The following is a 16002-nucleotide window of genomic DNA, read 5'->3' as shown; positions in this document are numbered from 1 at the left end:
GCCGAGGCGGTGGGCTCCGGCGACGAGGCCGGCGACCACGCGGGCCGCTTGTTCGTAGCCGAGGCCCTCCGGGGGATGGATGTTGGAGACGCAGTTGCGGTCGGCGTCGGTGCGGCCCGGACGGGGGTGGTGGGTGAGGTAGATGCCGAGGCTGTCGGCTACCGAGAGGCCGGGGCGTTCACCGATGAGGACGATCAGGGTGCGGACGCCCTGGGCCGATGCGATGTGGTCGCCGAGGGCCACCCGGGCCTGGGTGGCGATGACCGGTGGGGCGAGCGAATAGTGTTCGGCGAGTTCGGAAGCCAGCGCGGCCAGTAGGGGAGCGCCGTGGTCCATGAGGGCGCGGGGAGACAGGCCGTCGGCGAGAACGAAGCCGATATCGGCACCGCTGTGCGGGACGGGGGTCAGGTCGTGCGGAAGGCGGCCCAGGTCGGGGCGGCGCAGGTACTCGGGTCGGTCGGCGGCGCGACTGCGCACTACCGCCGGGGTGCCGAGGCCGACCGCTTCGATGTGGGGCACCAGGGCCGCGGTGTCCATGGGCAGGTGGACCGCGTCGCGGGCCGCGGCATGGGCCGCCCGGAATTCCAGGACGCGGGCGGTCGGCAGCGCGTCACCCGCGCGGCCGAGACCGATGCGGGACTGAGTTGCCGAGCGCAAGGTGTTCCAGAAGTCCTGCGTCCCTTGTGCATTGCTCGCCGTTTGTGCGGTGCCCACCGTGCGCTCGGTTCCTACCGTGTGCTCGGTGTCTGCTGTGAGTTCGGTTCCTACCGCGTGCTTGGTGTTTGCTGTGCGTTCGGTGCCCACGGCGTGCTCGGTGCCCACGGCGTGCTCGGTGCTTGCCGTATGTTCGATGTTTGCCGTGTGTTCGATGCTCATAGCGCTCCCGTGAGGGCGCGCAGCGGGGAGGCGGTGATCTCCACCGGCAGCACCCGGCCGGAATCGTCGGCCATGCCGAGCCCCCGCAACCACGTCTCGAATTCCGGTGCGGCGCGCAACCCCAGCACTCGGCGGGCGTAGAGCGCGTCGTGGAAGCTGAGACTCTGATAGCCGAGCATGACGTCGTCGGCTCCCGGCACCGCGATGACGAAGGCCGCACCGGCCGCGCCGAGCAGGGTGAGCAGGGTGTCCATATCGTCCTGGTCGGCCTCGGCGTGGTTGGTGTAGCAGACGTCCACGCCCATGGGCAGGCCCAGCAGTTTCCCGCAGAAGTGGTCCTCGAGTCCGGCGCGGATGATCTGCTTGCCGTCGTAGAGGTATTCGGGTCCGATGAACCCGACCACGGTGTTCACCAGCAGCGGCCGCAGTTCCCGCGCCACCGCGTACGCCCGCGTCTCCAGGGTCTGCTGGTCCACCGGCTTCCCGCCGGTGCCGAGGTGCGCGCCCGCCGAGAGCGCCGACCCCTGCCCGGTCTCCAGGTACATGACATTGTCGCCGACCGTCCCGCGCCGCAGCGACCGTGCCGCCTCCTCGGCCTCCCGCAGCAGCGAGATGTTCACGCCGAACCCGGAATTCGCGCCCTCGGTGCCCGCGATGGACTGGAACACCAGATCCACCGGCACGCCCTGCTCGATCAATTCGATGGTCGTGGTGACATGGGACAGCACACACGACTGGGTGGGGATGGCGAACCGCTGCCGGATGTCGTCGAGCAGATACAGCAGTTCGGCGGTGGCGTGCGGCGAGTCGGTGGCCGGGTTGATGCCGATCACGGCGTCCCCGCAGCCGAGCAGCAGTCCGTCCAGCGTCGCGGCCGCGATACCGCGTGCGTCATCGGTGGGATGGTTGGGTTGCAGGCGGGTGCCCAGCCGCCCCGGCAGCCCGATGGTGGTGCGGAAGGCCGCCGTCACCTCGATGGCGCGGGCGACCGCGATGAGGTCCTGATTGCGCATGAGCTTGCTGACCGCCGCCACCATCTCCGGCGTGAGCCCGGGGGAGACCGCCGCCAGGCGCGCGGCGGCATCCGGGCGTGCGGCGGTCTCCAGCAGCCAGTCCCGCAGCCCGCCCACGGTGAGATGTGAGATCGCTTGGAAGGCAAGACGATCGTGGCTGTCGATGATCAGCCTGGTGACCTCGTCGGTCTCGTAGGGCACCAGCGGTTCGAGCAGGAACCGCTGCAACGGCACCTCGGCGAGTGCCCACTGCGCGGCGGCCCGCTCGGCATCGGATTCCGCCGCGCACCCGGCCAATTCGTCGCCGCCGCGGCGCGGTGTCGCCTTGGCCATCAGCTCGACCAGTCCGTCGAAGCTGTAGCCGACACCGCGAATTCGCTGGTGATAGCGCGTCACCGCAATTCCTCCTCGGCCTCGGCCAGGGCCGCGAACTCCTCATCGGGTGAGTTGGCGACCAGGTGATGGCGGCTGTAGAGCCCGAAGTAGGCCATGAAGCCCGCGAAAGCGACCAGGGTCCAGGCCGCCGCGGTGCGGTCGACCAGGAAGGTGGCGATCACCGCGGCACAGGCGACGACCAGGGCGAATCCGGTGGTCACCACGCCGCCCGGGGTGCGGTAGGGCCGCCGCATGCCGGGCTCGCGCACTCGCAGCACGATATGGCTGACCATCATGAGCACGTAGCTGACCGCCGCGCCGAAGACGGCCATGTTCAGCAGCATCGCTCCTTCGCCGGTCAGCGAGAGCCCGAAGCCGATCACGCCGGGCACGATGAGCGCGAGCATCGGCGCTTTGCGGGAGTTGGTGATCGACAGGCTGGTCGGCAGGTATCCGGCCCGGGACAGCGCGAAGGTCTGCCGGGAGTAGGCGTAGACGATGGAGAAGAAGCTGGCCACCAGTCCGGCCAAGCCGATGTAGTTGACCACCCGCGCCGTCGAGGAATCGCCCAGCGCCTCGACGAGCGGATTGCCCGAGGCCGACAGTGCGTCCGCCCCCTGGGCTCCGGTGGCCAGGAACAGCACCGACGCGCCGGTGACGATGAGCACCAGCATGCTGATGATGATGCCCTTGGGCACGTTCTTCTCCGGCTCACGCGCTTCCTCCGCGGCCAGCGGCACACCCTCCACCGCCAGGAAGAACCAGATGGCGAACGGCACCGCCGCCCAGATGCCGAAGTACCCGAAGGGCAGGAACGACGAACTGCCCACGGCGTCCGGATCGGCCGGAATATCGGTCAGATTGGCGGTGTCGAACAGGCCCCACGCCGACACCGCGAACACCAGCAGACCGACCAGCGCGATGGCGGTGATGACGAACATGGCCTTGAGCGCCTCACCCGCCCCGGTCAGATGAATGCCGATGAACAGTGCGTACACCGCCAGATACACCCACCACCCGTCGGTGATCCCGAACAGGTTCAGCGATTCCACGTACGCGCCGATGAACGTGGCGATGGCCGCGGGCGCGATGGCGTATTCGATGAGAATGGCGGTGCCGGTGGCGAATCCGCCCCACGGCCCGAGCGCCCGGCGGGCGAAGGTGTAGCCGCCGCCCGCCGCGGGCAGGGCCGAGGACAGTTCCGCCATACCGAGCACCATGGCCAGGTACATGCCCGCGATCACCACGGTCGCGATGAGCAATCCGCCGAATCCGCCCTGGGCCAGACCGTTGTTCCATCCGGCGTAGTCGCCGGATATCACATAGCTGACGCCGAGGCCCGCGAGCAGCACCCAGCCGGCGCTCCCGGATTTCAGGGAGCGCTTGGCGAGATAGGCGCTGTCCTCGAGATGAGTCTCCACATGCCGGTGATGGTGGGGCTCATTGGTGGGGATCGCCATCGCGACCTCCTTCATGCTGAACGAAATACGGTGATTTCTAGACTGTTCCGCGACCGGGAACGGGGCAGGCGTCGGCCGCCTCGGCGACCACCTGTGGTTGGGTGGGAGTGAGCGGGCGTTCGCCACGGTCCCAGCCCGCGCCGGTCACCGGCGCGGAATCGGCCAGGGCGGCCAGTTCGTTGGTATCGAAAACCCGTCCACGACTGAGGAATCGGAAGCCCTCCGGCGATTCGAGGCTGAAACCCGAACCGCGCCCGGGCACCACGTCGAGAACGAGTTGGGTGTGCTGCCAGGCGGCGAACTGCGGACCCGAGATCCACACGGCGGCGGTGTCTTCCGGCTCGGGCGTGGTGGTCGGCAGCTCGTCCACGCCGAGCCGCAGATCGAGCAGTCCGAGCAGCACATCGTGATCGCCGACCACGAATTCGCCCGCCGGATAGCACATCGGGGCCGAGCCGTCGCAGCACCCGCCGGACTGGTGCAGCATGAGCGGGCCGTGCCGCCCGCGGAGGCGACGGAGCAGATCCATCGCCGCCGCGGTGGCGCGCACCCGCGCGGGGCGCGCGGACATCAGAAGAAGCCCTGCGCCTTCGGCGCGTAGCTCACCAGCAGGTTCTTGGTCTGCTGGTAGTGCTCGAGCATCATGTGGTGGTTCTCGCGGCCGATACCGGACTGCTTGTAGCCGCCGAACGCCGCGTGCGCCGGGTACTGGTGGTAGGTGTTGGTCCACACCCGCCCGGCCTGGATGTCGCGACCGGCCCGGTAGGCCACGCCGCCGTCGCGGGACCACACGCCCGCGCCGAGCCCGTACAGGGTGTCGTTGGCGGTCTTGATGGCATCGTCGTAGTCCACGAACCGGGTCACCGAGACCACCGGACCGAAGATCTCCTCCTGGAAGATGCGCATGGCATTGTCGCCCGCGAACACGGTCGGCTGCACGTAGTAGCCGCCGGAGAGATCGCCGCCGAGGTCGGCGCGCTCGCCGCCGGTGAGCAGGGTCGCGCCCTCGCCCTTGCCGATCTCGATGTAGGACAGGATCTTCTCCAGCTGGTCGTTGCTGGCCTGTGCGCCGATCATGGTGTCGGTGTCGAGCGGATCGCCCTGGCGCACCGCCTTGGTGCGCACCACCGCGGCGGCCAGGAACTCGTCGTAGATATCGGACTGGATGAGCGCGCGCGACGGGCAGGTGCAGACCTCGCCCTGGTTCAGCGCGAACATGGTGAAGCCCTCCAGGGCCTTGTCCTGGAAGTCGTCGTTGGCGGCGAGCACGTCGGAGAAGAAGATGTTCGGGCTCTTGCCGCCGAGTTCGAGGGTGACCGGTATCAGGTTCTGCGAGGCGTACTGCATGATCAAGCGGCCGGTGGTGGTCTCACCGGTGAAGGCGATCTTCTTGATGCGCGGGCTCGATGCGAGGGGCTTGCCCGCCTCCACGCCGAAGCCGTTGACGATATTGACCACGCCGGGCGGCAGCAGATCGCCGATGACGCTGATCAGGAACATGATCGAGGCGGGGGTCTGCTCGGCGGGCTTGAGCACCACCGCATTGCCCGCGGCCAGGGCGGGGGCGAGCTTCCAGGTGGCCATGAGGATGGGGAAGTTCCACGGGATGATCTGACCGACCACGCCGAGCGGTTCGTGGAAGTGGTAGGCCACGGTGTCGGCGTCGATCTCCGACAGTGAACCCTCTTGGGCGCGAATGGCTCCGGCGAAGTACCGGAAGTGGTCGATGGCCAGCGGGATGTCGGCATTGAGGGTTTCCCGGATGGGTTTGCCGTTGTCCCAGCTCTCGGCGAGGGCGATGGCCTCGAGGTTCTCCTCGATCCGGTCGGCGATCTTGTTGAGCAGGACCGCGCGTTCGGCCGCGGAGGTCTTGCCCCAGGCGGGGGCGGCGGCGTGGGCGGCGTCGAGGGCGAGTTCGATGTCCTCGGCGGTGCCGCGGGCCACCTCGCAGAAGGTCTGGCCCGTCACGGGGGTGGGGTTCTCGAAGTACTGGCCCTTGACGGGGGCCACCCATTCGCCGCCGATCCAGTTGTCGTAGCGAGCCTGGAACGACATGGCGGCATCGGGGGTGCCGGGGCGGGCGAAGACGGTCATCGAATGCTCCTCGGTCGGCTGACAGTTCGTGCGTCAGGTGTGATTCGGAACACTAGGAGCGGTCATGTTGCATGACGGTTGCAAGTAACTGGTCAAATGCCCAGCTTCTGGTCGAGAACTCCCAACTGCGCCTTGACCTGCGTGTACATCGGCGACTGCCGGTCCAGCACGGCCAGGTAGGCGGTCCACGCCGCCACATCCTCGCGGCCGTCCGCCGACCCGGTCCAGCGGGCGAGCAGGCGGCGATCACCGGACCGCAGCAGGGCCGCGCGCAGCCGCTCCCGCAGCTCGACCCGCAACTCGTCGATGCCGGGAGCCAGCGAGCGCGGCAGGATCGGTCCGGGATAGGCGCGCAGCGCCGCCGCCGTCTCACCCCGGGCGAGTGCGGCGCGCACCTCGTCCACATCGGTGGTGAGGTCGATGAGCAGCCGATACGGCCGCGAGCCGAGGCCGCCCTCACCCAGCAGTTTGCGCACCCGTGACATTTCCGCGCGCACCGTCACCGGATCGAGTTCGGCCTCGTCGAGCAGGATGGCCAGATGGTCGGCGCTGAGTCCCTCCGGATGCTCGGCCAACAGCAGCAGGATCTCGGCGTGGCGCTGGCTCAGGCGGACGCGCTCGCCGCCGCGGGTCAGCGTCGGGCGGTGGGGGCCCAGCACCTCGAGCCGTGCGGCCGTGGCTGCCAGGGGTTTCCGCGACTCCAGCAACAGCAGCCGCAGTTCGGATTCGGCCGCCGCCACCGTCGCCCGCACCAGCGACAGCACCTCCGGCGCGGCCACCCGGGGTCCGCCGGTGATATCGATGGCCCCGATGATCGCGCCGCTGAGCGGATCGTGCACCGGGGCCGCCGAACAGCTCCACTCGTGCACCGCGCGATTGAAATGCTCCGCCCCGAAGATCTGCACATGATGGTCGAGGGCGAGCGCGGTACCCGGGGCATTGGTGCCCACCCGGTCCTCGCTCCAATCCGCGCCCTCCACGAAATTCATGGCCAGCGCGCGGTCCTTGACCCGGGAATCGCCCTCCACCCACAGCAGCCGCCCCTGGGCGTCGCTGACGGCCACCAGCAGACCGGATTCGGCGGCGTCCTCCACCAACAGTTTTCGCACCACGGGCTGGATGAGCGCGGTCGGATGATCGGCTCGGTACTGCCGCAGCTCGGACCCGTGCAGGTCCACCACATCGCCGAAGCCGTCCGGATCGACACCGCTGCTGCGGCTGCGCCGCCAGGAATCCAGCACCACCGAGCGCACCGATTCGCCCTCGGGGCGGATCACCGGCAGCGATTCGGCTCCCGCCAGGAACGAACTGTGCGCCGACGACATCCGTCGCGCCAACTGCCCGAGATCATCCCCCGGCCGGAACGCGACCCATGGATTCGCCTGCGCTGCTCTGTTCAATCGGTGTCCTTCGTGCTCTCCCACAAGCACTGTAACACCGGTCACACCCTGGTCAGGGCGGCATCGGCACCGACCCCGGGATCGGGTGGGCGAGGGTCTGCGTCCACCGCGCCACCGGTCGCATCCCGGCATCCCGGGCAGTGCCCGCCCGGTGACTCCACCCGGTGAGCGCGGCTCGTCCGGGCTCGCCGCCGCCCGGGTCCGTACCCTGGCGGTGTGGTTACCGCACCGGAAGCGACTCCGTCCACGCCGACTCGCTGGCGCGCCTGGCGCGTGGGCGTGGCGCGACGTCCTACGCTGAACCTCGCCTACCGGATCGTGGTGGGCGTGCTGGGTGTCGTGGTCCTGGCGGTGGGGATCCTGGCGATCCCGTACCCGGGTCCGGGCTGGCTGATCGTCTTCGCGGGGCTGGGTATCCTCGCCACCGAATTCGCTTGGGCGCACAGGGCTCTGCTCTGGACGCGGCGGCGGTATCAGTGGGCCATGGGGTGGTACGCCGCCCGCGGGCCGCTGCTGCGCGGACTGGCCGCGATCGCCACGGTGGCGCTGGTGCTGGCGACGCTGTGGCTGCTCGGCACCTTCGGGATGCTCGGCGGCGCGATCGGAGTCGAATGGGAATTCTTGAACAGTCCGCTGTTCCGGTGAACGCGGCCATCGTCCCCGGTGGTGAACTGCTGCGCCGGGAGTGGTTGGCCGAGCGCATCGGCGACATGGGGATCTCCTGGGGCACCGCGGATTCCCGGGTGGCCGGGACGCTGTGGTGGTGTATGGCGGCCTCGTCGCTGGTCACGCCCATCGTCGTCGCCTACGCCGACGGCCGTCCCGCCATGAATCCGGCGCTGGACCGGATCGCCTGCGAGATCCGCCCCGACGGCGGCGTGGAACGGGTGCTGTCCATCCCGACGGTGAGCGAGGACCACACCGCGACCGGGGCTGGTGACCGCTGCCGGTGCGCCACGGCGTTCCCGGCCTCCCACGCCGTGCCCGGCAACGCTTCGCCCGATGCCGCGGATCGCGACATCGCCGACCTCGACACCACGGCGGCCGGTGGCACGGCACGCGATGGCGCGCCCGCAGAGCCGTGGTCCGCCACGCCCACCGGCCCGGCCCTGCGCAACACCCTCTCGCGGCTGATTCCGCTGGTCGCCGAGGTCTCGGGCGCGAGTCCGGCCGCTCTGTGGGCGATCGTCGCCGACGCCATCGGCAATCGCGCCCTGGACATCGGCGCGCACGAGGCCGGAGCCCGGCTGGCGCGCGAGGTCGCCGGACGGCTGCCGGTGCCGCGCTTCACCGATATCGGGCCGCGCACCTTCGTCCGCCGCATCTCCTGCTGCCTGGTCTTCGAGGTGCCCGGCTGCGAGATGTGCACCAGCTGCCCGAAACGCCCTGCGGCCCAACGGGAAGCGCTGCTGTCGGAACTGGCCGCGCGCGGCTGAGATACCGACTCCGGCGGACGGGACGCCCAGGTGAGTCGCTCGCAGCCACTCCGGCGAATCCGCGAGCTGACTACACCGGCGTAGTGCGGCTGGTCCGATACGTCCGGACGTATGCGCGATGGCTGTCGGACTGTCGCTGCACGGTGGGTGGGCCCGGGGCGTACTGCGATGTGCTGACCTCGGCCCGCCTCGGGCAGCGGGACCATTGCGGTGGTTACACCGCCATATCGCGGCCCGGCTCGCTGTATGCGGGACTGTTCAGGCATACACCCGAGGTCGCGACGCTCTGAAGGTCGCGGCGCTGTGGACGACGCCGAGTTCGGAAGGCGCAGCGCTCGGGAGATGGGAACAGGGCTTACCGGTGCCGCCGTGCTCGCGGTCGAAACAGCACAGATCACGCGCCCGGCCGGGTCCATCGGCGCGTGGCCGGGGTCGTCCCGATAGCATGGTCGCGCCGGAGGAAGTGTCTCGTGCGGGCGCACGGACGCGTCCGGTCGTGGTTGCCGGGGAATCCGTCCCGGGCGACCGAACACCGCGGGGGATACCCCGCACCGTACGGCGGGCAAACCACCCGCCTCGACAATGCCAAGGAGTGCGCAGCCGTGACCACCTCAGCCCCGAAGAACCCAGCGGCCCTCGTCCGGGTGCCCGCGGGGACTACCGCGGGCGCGGCGGTGCGGGAGGCGGAACTCCCGGGCAAGGGACCCAACGCCGTCATCGTCGTCCGCGACCCGGAGGGCAACCTCAAGGACCTGGCCTGGATTCCGGACACCGACGTCGAGGTGGAGGCGGTCACCGCCGACACCGAGGACGGCCGCAGCGTGATCCGGCATTCGGCCGCGCACGTGCTGGCCCAGGCGGTGCAGCAGGAGTTCCCCGAGGCCAAGCTGGGCATCGGTCCGCCCATCAAGGACGGCTTCTACTACGACTTCCAGGTGGACCGCCCCTTCACCCCGGAGGATCTGGCGAAGCTGGAATCCCGGATGAAGAAGATCATCAAAGGCGCGCAGCGGTTTTCGCGCCGGGTGGTCGAGGTGGAGGACGCCCGCGTCGAACTGGCCAAGGAGCCGTTCAAGCTGGAACTCATCTCCGACAAGTCCGGAATCGACGATCCGGAGGTCATGGAGGTCGGCGGCAGTGACCTCGAGCCGAACGAACTGACCATCTACGACAACCTGGATCCGCGCTCGGGTGAGAAGGTGTGGGGCGATCTGTGCCGCGGCCCGCACATCCCCACCACCAAGTACATTCCGGCCTTCAAACTGACCCGCAGCTCCGCCGCCTACTGGCGCGGCGACCAGAGCCGCGAGGATCTGCAGCGCATCTACGGCACCGCCTGGGAGTCGAGCGAGGCGCAGGACGAGTACCTGCGCCTGCTGGAGGAGGCCGAGAAGCGCGATCACCGCAAGCTGGGCCTGGAACTGGACCTGTTCTCCTTCCCCGACGAGCTGGGCTCGGGTCTGCCGGTGTTCCACCCCAAGGGCGGCATCGTCCGCAAGGAGCTCGAGGACTACTCGCGCCGCCGCCACATCGCGGCGGGTTACGAGTTCGTCAACACCCCGCACATCACCAAGGGGCACCTGTTCGAGGTCTCCGGCCACCTGGACTGGTACCGCGACGGCATGTTCCCGGCCATGCACCTGGACGCCGAACTCAATGAGGACGGCTCCGTCCGCAAGCCCGGCCAGGACTACTACGTCAAGCCGATGAACTGCCCGATGCACAACCTGATCTTCCGGTCGCGCGGCCGGTCGTACCGGGAACTGCCGCTGCGCATGTTCGAGTTCGGCTCGGTGTACCGCTACGAGAAGTCCGGCGTCATCCACGGCCTGACCCGGGTGCGCGGTATGACCCAGGACGACGCGCACATCTACTGCACCAAGGAGCAGATGCACGCGGAGCTGACCACCACGCTCCAGTTCGTGCTGTCGCTGCTGCGCGACTACGGCCTCGACGACTTCTACCTGGAGCTGTCCACCAAGGACCCCAAGAAGTTCGTCGGCTCCGACGAGCTGTGGGAGGAGGCCACCGAAACCCTGCGCAAGGTGGCCACCGACTCCGGCCTGGACCTGGTGCCGGATCCGGGCGGCGCGGCCTTCTACGGCCCCAAGATCTCCGTGCAGGCCAAGGACGCGCTGGGGCGCACCTGGCAGATGTCCACCATCCAGCTGGACTTCAATCTGCCCGAACGCTTCGAACTGGAGTACACCGGCAGCGACGGTGCCAAGCATCGCCCGGTCATGATCCACCGCGCGCTGTTCGGCTCCATCGAGCGCTTCTTCGGTGTGCTCACCGAGCACTACGCGGGCGCGTTCCCGGCCTGGCTGTCGCCGGTGCAGGTGGTGGGCATCCCGGTCGCGGAGAACTTCGCCGAACATCTCGACGGGGTGGTCGAGGAGCTGGCGGCGCAGGGCATTCGCGCCGAGGTGGACCGCGGTGACGACCGCATGCAGAAGAAGATCTTCAACCACACCGCGCAGAAGGTGCCGTTCATGCTGCTCGCGGGTGCGCGGGATGTGGAGGCGGGTGCGGTGAGCTTCCGCTTCCGCGACGGCACCCAGGTGAACGGCGTGCCGGTCGCCGACGCGATCGCCACCATCGTGGACTGGGTCCGGCGCCGCGAGAACACCTCTCCGACCGCGGAGGGGTTCGAAATCCGCAAGGGTGGGCAATGAGTGAACGTACGGCGTCCGACGGTCTCATGGATGAGGCTGCCGGACAGCAGGATTCGGCACCGCGCGAGGTGATCATGGATACCGGCGCGGGCGATCCGGACCGCCTGCAGCGGCTGTGGACCCCGTACCGGATGTCCTACATCACCGGTGCGGCCGCCGAGCGCGCGGAGCGGGAAGCCGACGCGCCCAAGAAGTCCGGGCACCCCTTCACCGATATCCCGGAGATGTCGGACGAGGACGGACTGGTCATCGCCCGCGGGCAGTGGGTGTACGCGGTGCTGAACCTCTACCCGTACAACCCCGGCCACATGATGGTGGTGCCGTACCGCCGGGTGGCGAATCTGGAGGACCTGACGCCCGAGGAGAGCCTCGAGCTGATGTCGTTCACCCAGCAGGCGATTCGCACCATGAAGAAGGTGTCGCGGCCCGAGGGTTTCAACGTGGGCCTGAATCTCGGTGGCGTGGCGGGTGGTTCGCTCGCCGACCACCTGCATCAGCACATCGTGCCGCGCTGGAGCGGCGACGCGAACTTCATCACCGTCGTCGGCGGAGTCAAGGTCATGCCGCAGCTGTTGCGGGAGACCCGCGCACTGCTGGCGGAGGCATGGAAGGCGGCATAGCGTGCTGAGCTTCTTCGGTCGCGATACGTTCGCCAAGGCGACCGCCCCGCTGGGCAAGGCGCTGGTGAGCACCGGACTCACGCCGGACGCGATGACGCTCATCGGCACCACCGCGTCGATCGCGGCCGCGGTCACCCTGTTCCCCACCGGACATCTGTTCTGGGGAACCATGGTGATCTGGCTGTTCGTCATGTTCGACATGCTCGACGGCGCGATGGCGCGCGCCCGCGGCGGCGGCACGAAATACGGTGCGGTACTGGACGCCACCTGTGACCGGGTGGCGGACGGGGCCATCTTCGGCGGCCTGGCGTGGTGGGCGGTCTACCACGAGAACAGTAGGCACCTGTTCGCCGCCACCCTGGTGGTGCTGGTGACCTCCCAGGTCATCTCGTACGCCAAGGCGCGCGCCGAAGCCAGCGGCCTGTCCGCCGACGGCGGTCTCATCGAGCGGCCGGATCGTCTGGTCATCGTGCTGGTCGGGGCCGGATTCACCGGTATCGGTGGGCATTACGGCATCGAATGGCTGAGTTACGCGGTGTACGCGGCCATGTACGCGCTGGCGGTGCTGAGCATCGTCACCGTCTTCCAGCGGGTGCTGGCGGTGCGCAATTCACCCGGTGCGCGCGAGGTCATCGCGCTCGCTGCCAAGTCCCCGGAGGAACCGCAGCGGTGACGGTCTCCAATTTCACCTCCGCGCTCAGCGACAAGGCGTACGCGGCGGGGTGGCGGCTGGTGCGTGCCCTGCCCGAGCGCACGGTGCGCCGCGCGTTCGACGCGGGAGCCGACGCGGCGGCGCGGCGGGCCAACCGGGCCGCGCGTGCCGGACAGCCGAATCAGTTGCGGCTCAACCTGGCTCGCGTGCTGGGGGTACGGCCGGAGCAGGTGCCCGATCAGCTCATCCACAAGAGCATGCGCTCCTACGCCCGCTACTGGCGCGAGGCGTTCCGGCTGCCGTCCATGGATCACGCGGCGCTGGGGTCACGCCTGTCGGTGCAGCAGGTCGAGAACCTGGAGGCCGCGCTCGCCCGGGGCAAGGGCGTGATCCTGGTGCTGCCGCATTCCGGGAACTGGGATATGGCGGGGGTGTGGCTGGTGCAGAACCACGGCCGCTTCGCCACCGTCGCCGAACGTCTGAAGCCGGAATCGTTGTTCGAGCGGTTCGTCGCCTACCGGGAGGGCCTCGGCTTCGAGGTCTTCCCGCTCACCGGCGGTGAGCAGCCGCCCTTCCCACAACTCGCGCAGCGGCTGCGCGCGGGCGGTGTCATCTGCCTGATGGGGGAGCGCGACCTCACCGGTAAGGGCGTGCCGGTCACGTTCTTCGGGGAGCGCACCTGGATGCCCGCGGGCGCGGCCAAGCTCGCGGTCGAAACCGGGGCGGCGCTGATCCCGGTGCACTGCTGGTTCACCGAGGACGCGGCGGGCAATGAGGGGTGGGGGTTCAAGACCGAACCGGCCCTCGACGTTTCGGGCGGCGTGGCGGCGGCAACCCAGGCATTGGCGGACCGCTTCGCGGCCGATATCGCCGCCCATCCCGCCGATTGGCACATGCTGCAACCGCTGTGGGAGAGCGATCTGTCGGAGGCCCGACTGGACCGTATCGCGGCGGCGCAGCGGGAACTCGGCTACACCCGAGACGAGACGTCGACGACGAGCGCCCCGACGGGCGCGGACATCGGCGCGCGAAGTGCCGGTGCCGCGGAGACCGTCGCGCGCGGTGCCGACGCAGGGGATGCCGTCGCGCGCGGTGCCGGCGCAGGGGCTACCGGCGCGGCCGATGTCGGCGCAGCGGGTGCCGACCCTGCCGATGTCGCGACGACCGTCGACGGCGCGGCGGTCGCGCCGAATGCGGACGGCCGGGTCGACGCCACCGAACACAAGGGGGAAGGCGCGCTATGAGAATCGGCATGGTCTGCCCGTACTCGTTCGACGTTCCCGGTGGAGTGCAGGCGCATGTCGTGGAACTGGCGCAGGTACTCATCGAACGCGGGCACAAGGTGAGCGTGCTCGCGCCCGCCGCCGACGACACCCCGCTGCCCGATTTCGTGGTGTCGGCGGGCCGCGCGGTCGCCATCCCCTACAACGGGTCGGTGGCGCGACTGTCGTTCGGGCCCACCGCGTACACCCGCATCCGGCGCTGGATCGCCGAGAACGACTTCGACGTGCTGCACATCCACGAGCCCAACGCGCCGAGCCTGTCCATGCTGGCACTCAAGATCGCCGAGGGGCCGATCGTCGCCACCTTCCACACCTCGACCACGAAATCGTTGGTGCTCAGCACTTTTCAGGGCGTGCTGCGGCCGTATCACGAGAAGATCAGCGGTCGTATCGCGGTGAGCGAGCTGGCGCGGCGCTGGCAGGTGGAGGCGCTCGGCGGCGATGCGGTGGAGATCCCCAATGGCGTCGACGTGCCCGCCTTCGCGCACGCGCCGCTGCTGGACGGTTATCCGCGCCCGGGCGGGACCGTGCTGTTCCTGGGGCGCTACGACGAACCGCGCAAGGGGATGGAGGTGCTGCTGGGTGCGCTGCCCGAGCTGGTGCGCCGCCACCCCGACGTGCAGGTGCTGATCGTCGGGCGCGGTGACGAGGAGCGGCTGCGGCGCGAAGCCGGGCGCAACGCCGGTCATCTGCGCTTCCTCGGGCAGGTCAGCGATGCGGAGAAGGCGTCGGCCATGCGCAGCGCCGATGTGTACTGCGCGCCGAATCTCGGCGGCGAGAGCTTCGGCATCGTGCTGGTGGAGGCCATGGCCGCCGGGACCGCCGTGGTGGCCAGCGAACTGGACGCCTTCCGCCGGGTGCTGCGTGACGGCACCGCCGGAATGCTGGTGCCCGTCGGCGATTCGGACCGCCTCGCCACCGCTCTGGACACCATGCTCACCGACACCCGGCGGCGCGAGGAATACATTCGCACCGCCAATCAGGTTGTCGGCGAATACGATTGGCCGGTGGTGGCCGAACAGATCCTACGCGTCTACGAGACCGTCACCGTCGGCGACAGCCGGGTGAGGACCGCCGGATGATCACCTTCTCCGCGACCACCATCCTGGTTCTCGCGCTGGTGACGGCGCTGATCCTGACCGTCGGCGTGTGGGCCTACACCACCGCCAACCGGCTCGACCGGCTGCACGTGCGCGGCGACCAGGCCCGGCACGCCCTCGATGCCGCCCTGGCGCGGCGTGCGGTGGTGGCGCGGTCGGTGGCCACCACCATCGGCCGCCCGGAGGCCGATACCGAGGTCGTAGACCAGGCCCGCCGCCTCGCCTCCCTGGCCGATCGTGCCGAGCGGGCCAACTGGCGCGACCGGGAAACCGTCGAAAATCAGTTGGCGGCAGCGCTGTCCGCCGTCGACATCACGAATCTGCCGCCGCAGCTGGTGGCCGAGCTCGCCGACGCCGAGGCCCGGGTGCTCATCGCGCGCCGCTTCCACAACGACGCCGTCCGCGACACCCTGGCGCTGCGCACCCGCCGCCTGGTCCGGCTGCTGCACCTCGGCGGCACCGCGCCGCTGCCCACCTACTTCGAGATCGCCGAACGGGTGACCCCCGCCGCCTCGACCGGTCTGGACGTCGACACGGTGCGCACCTCGGCCCGCGTGGTGCTGCTCGACGAACAGGATCGGGTGCTGCTGTTACGCGGCAACGACCCCAAGGCCCCCGACATCCCGTTCTGGTTCACCATCGGCGGCGGCGTCGACCCCGGCGAATCCCTGCGCGCGGCCGCGGTGCGCGAACTCTACGAGGAAACCGGCTACACCGCCGACTCCTCCCAGCTGCGCGGCCCGCTCTGGCGGCGCGTGGCGGTATTCCCGTTCAACGGCGAGCTCATCCGCTCCGAGGAGCTGTTCTTCGTCCTGCGCGTGCGCACCTTCACCCCCGAACCGGCGAACCTGACCTTCGTCGAGCGCCGCTGCATCTCCGGCAACAAATGGTGCACCCCCGCCGACATCGTCGACCTGGACCGCATGGGCGAAACCGTCTACCCCTACCACCTGGACCAACTCCTCCCCGAAGCCCTCGCGGCCGCGTCCGCCGACACCGACCCCGAGGTCCGCTCCAG

13 protein-coding genes and 1 pseudogene are annotated in these 16002 nt (G+C 69.4%); 8 read left to right on the top strand and 6 right to left on the bottom strand.

Annotated elements, in window-relative coordinates; translation table 11 throughout:
• The 6 genes from eutC to QK444_RS17140 all read right to left on the bottom strand — a co-directional run.
• Window positions 1-876, bottom strand: an 876-nt coding sequence (gene eutC / locus QK444_RS17165) for an ethanolamine ammonia-lyase subunit EutC (RefSeq protein WP_282781489.1), incomplete at its 3' end; no start/stop codon positions are given.
• Window positions 873-2285 carry an ethanolamine ammonia-lyase subunit EutB gene (locus tag QK444_RS17160; RefSeq protein ID WP_282781488.1) on the bottom strand — a complete coding sequence of 471 codons (1413 nt, stop codon included), beginning with the start codon at window positions 2283-2285 and terminating at the stop codon, window positions 873-875. The genes QK444_RS17160 and eutC, both read right to left, overlap by 4 nt.
• On the bottom strand, window positions 2282-3724 hold the full coding sequence (gene eat, locus QK444_RS17155; RefSeq protein ID WP_282781487.1) for an ethanolamine permease: 1443 nt from the start codon (window positions 3722-3724) through the stop codon (window positions 2282-2284). Before eat ends, QK444_RS17160 begins: the two co-directional genes overlap by 4 nt.
• Window positions 3725-3761: 37 nt before the next feature.
• A complete protein-coding gene (locus QK444_RS17150) occupies window positions 3762-4295 on the bottom strand; it encodes a DUF779 domain-containing protein (RefSeq protein WP_282781485.1) in 534 nt (177 codons plus the stop codon).
• Window positions 4295-5818, bottom strand: a complete 1524-nt coding sequence (gene adh, locus QK444_RS17145; RefSeq protein WP_282781484.1) for an aldehyde dehydrogenase — start codon at window positions 5816-5818, stop codon at window positions 4295-4297. The genes QK444_RS17150 and adh overlap by 1 nt, the downstream gene beginning before the upstream one ends.
• A 92-nt stretch (window positions 5819-5910) precedes the next feature.
• Window positions 5911-7143 (bottom strand): helix-turn-helix domain-containing protein, encoded by a 1233-nt coding sequence (locus QK444_RS17140; RefSeq protein ID WP_282781491.1) that lies wholly within the window; start codon window positions 7141-7143, stop codon window positions 5911-5913.
• Between the two features lie 291 nt (window positions 7144-7434).
• Between QK444_RS17140 and QK444_RS17135 the strand changes: the two genes are divergently transcribed.
• The 8 genes and pseudogenes from QK444_RS17135 to QK444_RS17100 all read left to right on the top strand — a co-directional run.
• Window positions 7435-7863: a TIGR02611 family protein gene (locus QK444_RS17135; protein WP_282781482.1), complete on the top strand. Its 429-nt coding sequence runs from the start codon at window positions 7435-7437 to the stop codon at window positions 7861-7863.
• Window positions 7830-8654, top strand: coding sequence for a (2Fe-2S)-binding protein (locus QK444_RS17130; RefSeq protein WP_282781480.1), 825 nt, complete (start codon window positions 7830-7832; stop codon window positions 8652-8654). The genes QK444_RS17135 and QK444_RS17130 overlap by 34 nt, the downstream gene beginning before the upstream one ends.
• Window positions 8655-9256: 602 nt before the next feature.
• On the top strand, window positions 9257-11329 hold the full coding sequence (gene thrS, locus QK444_RS17125) for a threonine--tRNA ligase (RefSeq protein ID WP_282781478.1): 2073 nt from the start codon (window positions 9257-9259) through the stop codon (window positions 11327-11329).
• 26 nt (window positions 11330-11355) lie between these two features.
• A complete protein-coding gene (locus QK444_RS17120) occupies window positions 11356-11949 on the top strand; it encodes an HIT domain-containing protein (protein ID WP_029924231.1) in 594 nt (197 codons plus the stop codon).
• Window position 11950: 1 nt separating this feature from the next.
• Window positions 11951-12622 carry a phosphatidylinositol phosphate synthase gene (gene pgsA, locus QK444_RS17115; RefSeq protein ID WP_282781476.1) on the top strand — a complete coding sequence of 224 codons (672 nt, stop codon included), beginning with the start codon at window positions 11951-11953 and terminating at the stop codon, window positions 12620-12622.
• A pseudogene (locus QK444_RS17110) lies at window positions 12619-13554 on the top strand (phosphatidylinositol mannoside acyltransferase); the annotation flags it as partial. The gene pgsA and the pseudogene QK444_RS17110, both read left to right, overlap by 4 nt.
• A 287-nt stretch (window positions 13555-13841) precedes the next feature.
• Window positions 13842-14966, top strand: a complete 1125-nt coding sequence (locus QK444_RS17105; RefSeq protein ID WP_282781474.1) for a glycosyltransferase family 4 protein — start codon at window positions 13842-13844, stop codon at window positions 14964-14966.
• The coding region (locus QK444_RS17100) for an NUDIX domain-containing protein (RefSeq protein WP_282781472.1) at window positions 14966-16002 on the top strand (1037 nt) is incomplete at its 3' end. The genes QK444_RS17105 and QK444_RS17100, both read left to right, overlap by 1 nt.

This window comes from Nocardia sp. CC201C (assembly GCF_030010695.1).
Classification (GTDB): Bacteria; Actinomycetota; Actinomycetes; order Mycobacteriales; family Mycobacteriaceae; genus Nocardia; species Nocardia otitidiscaviarum.
Note: the sequence above shows the minus strand (reverse complement) of the source record. Positions and strands in the feature narration are given on the sequence as shown.